The sequence below is a fragment of the Streptomyces sp. NPDC058459 genome, from assembly GCF_042721685.1.
In the GTDB taxonomy this organism is placed as follows: Bacteria; Actinomycetota; Actinomycetes; order Streptomycetales; family Streptomycetaceae; genus Streptomyces.
In genome coordinates, this window is sequence record NZ_JBHXLV010000323.1 from 1 (window position 1) to 4,562 (window position 4,562).

The 4,562-nt window shown below is 72.1% G+C and carries 5 protein-coding genes and 1 pseudogene; 4 read left to right on the forward strand and 2 right to left on the reverse strand.

Annotated features, from left to right (window positions below):
- Nucleotides 1-80: 80 nt before the first annotated feature.
- Nucleotides 81-734, forward strand: coding sequence for a TetR family transcriptional regulator (locus ACFWN1_RS31790; RefSeq protein ID WP_384369742.1), 654 nt, complete (start codon nt 81-83; stop codon nt 732-734).
- 64 nt (nt 735-798) lie between these two features.
- Here the strand turns inward: ACFWN1_RS31790 and ACFWN1_RS31795 are convergent, their stop codons facing one another.
- On the reverse strand, nt 799-1,683 hold the full coding sequence (locus ACFWN1_RS31795) for an NAD(P)-dependent oxidoreductase (protein ID WP_384369745.1): 885 nt from the start codon (nt 1,681-1,683) through the stop codon (nt 799-801).
- A 96-nt stretch (nt 1,684-1,779) separates the two neighbouring features.
- Here ACFWN1_RS31795 and ACFWN1_RS31800 point away from each other — a divergent pair, with 96 nt between their 5' ends.
- Entirely contained in the window at nt 1,780-2,133 is a 354-nt protein-coding gene (locus ACFWN1_RS31800) for a winged helix-turn-helix transcriptional regulator (protein ID WP_384369747.1), read from the forward strand.
- 74 nt (nt 2,134-2,207) lie between these two features.
- On the opposite strand, the gene ACFWN1_RS31805 is transcribed toward ACFWN1_RS31800, so the two are convergent.
- Nucleotides 2,208-2,645: a PPOX class F420-dependent oxidoreductase gene (locus tag ACFWN1_RS31805; protein ID WP_384369753.1), complete on the reverse strand. Its 438-nt coding sequence runs from the start codon at nt 2,643-2,645 to the stop codon at nt 2,208-2,210.
- Between the two features lie 80 nt (nt 2,646-2,725).
- Between ACFWN1_RS31805 and ACFWN1_RS31810 the strand changes: the two are divergent.
- Nucleotides 2,726-3,134 (forward strand): annotated as a pseudogene (locus tag ACFWN1_RS31810) (MFS transporter); the annotation flags it as partial.
- Between the two features lie 200 nt (nt 3,135-3,334).
- On the forward strand, nt 3,335-4,558 hold the full coding sequence (locus ACFWN1_RS31815) for a serine hydrolase domain-containing protein (RefSeq protein WP_384369750.1): 1,224 nt from the start codon (nt 3,335-3,337) through the stop codon (nt 4,556-4,558).
- The last annotated feature ends 4 nt before the right edge of the window (nt 4,559-4,562 follow it).

Consider the following 4,562-nt stretch of genomic DNA (forward strand, 5'->3'; position numbering starts at 1 on the left):
GTCTCCATGTCCGGCGGGCCGGGCTTCTACAATCGCCGGCAGACCGGTAGAAGCCCTGCCCGACGGCCCGAAGGAACGCGATGACCAGCGTCGACGAACCGGTGCGCCCCGACCGGCGGTTACCGGACGCGGCCCGCACCCGGTCCGACATCCTGGACGCGGCGACCGGCGAGTTCGCGCGCGCGGGCTACGACGGCGCCCGCGTCGAGGAGATAGCGGCCCGCACCCGCACCACGAAGCGGATGATCTACTACTACTTCGGCGGCAAGAAGCAGCTCTTCGCGGCCGTGCTGGAGCGGGCGTACGGCACGCTGCACGGGGTCGGAGACCTGCGGGAGATCGAGAGACTCGACCCGACAGCAGCCGTCCGCCGCATCACCCAGGTGACCTTCGACCACCACGAACAACACCCGGACCTGGTCCGCCTGGTCGGCGTGGAGAACATCCATGGCGGCGAACACCTCGCCGCCGCCCGCAGATCGGGCCGGATCGACTCCCCCGGACTGGGCGCGCTGAGCCGTGTGCTGGACGCCGGCCGGGAATCCGGAGCCTTCACCACCGAGGTCGACGCGGTCGACCTGCACGCGATGATCAGCGCGTTCTGCTGCTACCGGGTCACCGGCCGGCACACCTTCGGCGCCCTCTTCGACCGCGACCTGTCCGCCCCCGCCCACCGCGACCACTACCGCACGATGCTGGCCGACATGGTGGTGGCCTACCTCACCCGCCGGTAGTGCTCCCTTCGCTCCGCGAGCACCCGGTGCGGGGCCGGCCCGCCACCGGCGCCGATCCGCCCGGTCACCTCACCAGCAGGTCGATCACTCCCGTCAGGCCCTCGTCGTCGCTGCCCTCGGCCAGGCGGCGGCGCATCAGATCGAAGTAAGGGGTGAGCAGTTCCGGACTGACACCCTGCTGCTCGGCGGTGCGCAGGAAGGCGGGCGTGCCGGCCACCTGCATGGCGAGGGGGGAGGCGACACCCTCGGTGTAGTCGCCGGTCCGCAGCTGGTCGGCGGTCTGGTGCACCGAAGGGGCCATCGCGGTCAGCCAGTCGGCGAGCAGTGGGGCCAGCGCCGCGGGGTCGATGTCCTCCTTCCGGATCAGGGCGAAGGCGTGTGCCGCGCCGGCGAACATCCCGTACATGGCGCTGAGCAGGGCCACGTCGTACAGGGCCGCGAAGCCGGCGTCCTCGCCGACGAAACTGGTACCGGCCGGGATGCCCAGGGTGTCCCGGTGCCGCGCGAACAGCTCCTCGGAACCGCTGTAGAAGGCATAGCCGCCGCTCTCCGGGACGCCGATCATCGGAGGGACGGCCATGATCCCGCCGTCCAGGTAGCGGGCGCCGCGCTGGCGGGACCACTCGGCCCGGTCGCGGGCCTGGGCGGGGGTGCTGGTGGTGAGGTTGACCAGGTCCTTCCCGGTCAGGTCGAGGCCGGCCAGCACCTCACCGACCGACATGTCGTCCAACAGGCAGGTGATCACGAGGGTGTTCGCCGCGACGGCCCCGGCGGCGGTGTCCGCGACGCTCGCGCCCTCGGCTTCGAGTGCCGCGGCGCGGGCGGGGGTGCGGTTCCAGACGGTGAGCGGGTGACCGGCGCTGAGCCAGGTGCGGGCCAGCGCGGTGCCCATCGCACCGAGGCCCAGCAGCGTGACGGGAGTCTTCTCGACAAGAGGATTCTGTGGCATGCCGATTAGGCTGCTGGCACGCCCGGAGACGATCAAGTACCTACTTGGCAGTGGGTGGTTACCCCGGAGTGAGCGAGCACGTCAGAGAGGTGGGGCATGACGACGCTGAACCGGCCGCGCGCGCAGGACGGACACGTCTGCGGGATCGACTCCGCGATGGAGGTGATCGGCGGCAAGTGGAAGGTGCTGATCCTCTGGGCGCTGCACGAACATCCCCACTGCCGCTTCGGCGCGCTGCGCCGGCTGCTTCCGGGCATCACCGAGAAGATGCTCGCCTCTCACCTGCGTGAGCTGGAAGCGGACGGCGTCGTGCACCGCGTCTCCTGCGACGAGGTGCCACCCCGTGTCGAGTACTCACTGACCGAGGACGGTAGGCGTCTCAACGCCGCACTCGAGCCCCTGGCCGCCTGGGCCCGTGAGCGGCCGGCCGTTCGACGGTCCGAGGAGTGAGGTCATGATGGTGTGCCGCGAGCTCGTCGTCGGCGGCGGCCTCGGCGCCGGTAACTGACGGAATTCGGTGTGGGCTAGCTTCGGGGTACCCCGTAGGCCCGGTCCACGCGCAGCCGGACCACCAGGCGCTTGTCGCGGACCATGGCCGCGCGGTACTCGTCCCAGTCGTCGTGCTCGCCCGACACCGCGCGGTAGAGCCGCACCAGCTCCTCCACGGTCTCGTCGTACGGGTCGGCGGCCACCGGGGTCAGCTCGGCGGTGCCCTCGGCGACGGTGTACGCCCAGCGGTCGGTACTCGTGGCGTAGTAGGAGACGCGGGGGTCGCGGCGCAGGTTGCGGGTCTTGGCGCGGTCATCGGTGACCGAGATCCGGATGATCCGCGCGTCCGGGTCGTAGGCATGGCTGACGTTGGACAGCTGGGGGCGGCCGTCGCGCTTGAGGGTGACGAGCACCCCGCCGTGCCCCTCGGAGAGGAGCGCCAGCAGTGCGTCCTGCGTCGTGTCCTGAGTCATATCCACGTCAACGGGTGGAGGCCCAGTCGGCATTCCCTGACGACCAGCCCACCTGGAGCTGCTGTCCGCCATCACCCGCCGTGGCCCAGCCGTCGTTGCAGCGCTCGCTGGGCGCCTCCGTCACCGGGGTGCAGTGGACCAGCACCGCCTATCTCGTGGCCGTGGCCGGACTGTTGGTGTTCGCGGGCCGGCTCGGGGACCGGTACGGGCAGCGGCGGGTGTTCGCCCCCGGGATGCTGGGCTCCGGCGCCGCCTCGGCGGGCGTCGCGCTCGCGCCGGACATCGGCTGGGTCATCGGCCTCCGGGCGGCGCAGGGGGTGTGCGGGGCGCTGCTCCAGCCGGCCACACTGGGCATGCTGCGGTCGGCGTACCCGCCGGACCGGCTCGCGATGCCGCTGGCCGTGCGGACCAGCGCGATCGGGCTGGCGGCGGCCGCGGGTCCGCTGTTCGGCGGGGCGCTGTTGAGCGGGCCCGGCTGGCGGGCGCTGATGGGGGCGGGCCCGCGCACCGCGCTGCTCGTACTCGCCGCCGTCGCGGTCATGGCCGTACCGCTCGCCGGGCCGTTGTCCGGACGCCGCCTGGTGCCGCCTGGTGCCGCTCACAAGATCCGCTGAGGACGGGGTACTTGACGGTGATCATGCGCCACGATGAGCGGCGGCACGTGAGTACGGCAGGACCGGAGGAGAGTCATGGCACAGCTGCGACAGGAAGTCGCCCCGCGGGACGTGGGGCTGGACGCGAAGGCGCTGGACCGCCTCGACGAGCATCTCGCCGGGCTCGTGGACGAGGGCAGGCTGCCCGGCTTCCTGGTGTCGGTGGCCCGTGGCGGCCAGGTCGCCCATCTGACGACCCACGGCCACCGCGACCTCGCGGCCGGGCTGCCGGTGGAGAGCGACACCCTGTGGCGGATCTACTCCATGACCAAGCCGGTGACGGCGGTCGCCGTGCTGATGCTGGTCGAGGAGGGCCTGCTCGCCCTGGACGACCCGGTCGACCGCTACCTGCCCGAGTTCGCCGACCCCCGCGTGTACGTGGACGGTTCCGGTGACGGCGTACGCACCCGCCCGGCCGCCGGACCGATCCGCGTCCGGCATCTGCTCACCCACACGGCGGGCCTGACCTTCGCCTTCTACCACGACCACCCGGTGGACGCCCTGTACCGCGCGGCCGGGCTGGAGTCGTCGGTGCCCTCCGGCGCGGACCTCGCCGAGACCATCGCGGTGTACGCGTCCCTGCCCCTCCAGTTCGAGCCGGGTACCCGGTGGAACTACTCGGTCGCCACCAACGTGCTGGGCCGGCTCATCGAGGTGGTCTCGGGCCGTGCCCTGGACGCGTTCTTCGCCGAGCGCGTCCTCGGCCCCCTCGGCATGACCGACACTGGCTTCCACCTCACCCCCGAACAGGGGCCGAGATTGGCCGAGTTGTACGGCGAGACCCAGGACGGCGGCATCACGCCCGTACCGGGGCTGCCGGTGCGCGGGCGGCCCCGGTTCCTGTCGGGGAGCGGCGGGCTGGTGTCGAGCGCGGGCGACTACCACCGCTTCATGGAACTGCTGCGCCGGGGCGGCGAACTCGACGGCGTCCGGCTGCTCTCCCCCGCCACGCTCGCCCTGATGACCCGCAACCAGCTCCCCGGTGACGCCGTGCTGTGCGAGTTCGGCGCCCCCGCGCACCAGGAGCGGGCCAACGACGGGCTGGGCTTCGGTTTCAACGTCTCCGTCGTCACCGACCCCGCCCGCACCCTGGCCCCCTCCGCTCCGGGCACCTTCGGCTGGACCGGGGTGGCGACCACCGCCTTCTGGGTGGCCCCGGCACTGGACCTCACCGTGCAGTTCATGACCCAGGTACGCCCGCGCACCCTGAAGATCTTCCCCGACCTGCGCCGCCTGGTGCACGAGGCGGTCACGGGCTGAACCC

What these genes read in the sequence shown, in the direction of transcription:
- ACFWN1_RS31805 (WP_384369753.1), bottom strand. Translation starts at nt 2,645, where the DNA reads ATGACTCAGGACACGACGCAGGACGCACTGCTGGCGCTCCTCTCCGAG.
- ACFWN1_RS31795 (WP_384369745.1), bottom strand. Translation starts at nt 1,683, where the DNA reads ATGCCACAGAATCCTCTTGTCGAGAAGACTCCCGTCACGCTGCTGGGC.
- ACFWN1_RS31800 (WP_384369747.1), top strand. Translation starts at nt 1,780, where the DNA reads ATGACGACGCTGAACCGGCCGCGCGCGCAGGACGGACACGTCTGCGGG.
- ACFWN1_RS31815 (WP_384369750.1), top strand. Translation starts at nt 3,335, where the DNA reads ATGGCACAGCTGCGACAGGAAGTCGCCCCGCGGGACGTGGGGCTGGAC.
- ACFWN1_RS31790 (WP_384369742.1), top strand. Translation starts at nt 81, where the DNA reads ATGACCAGCGTCGACGAACCGGTGCGCCCCGACCGGCGGTTACCGGAC.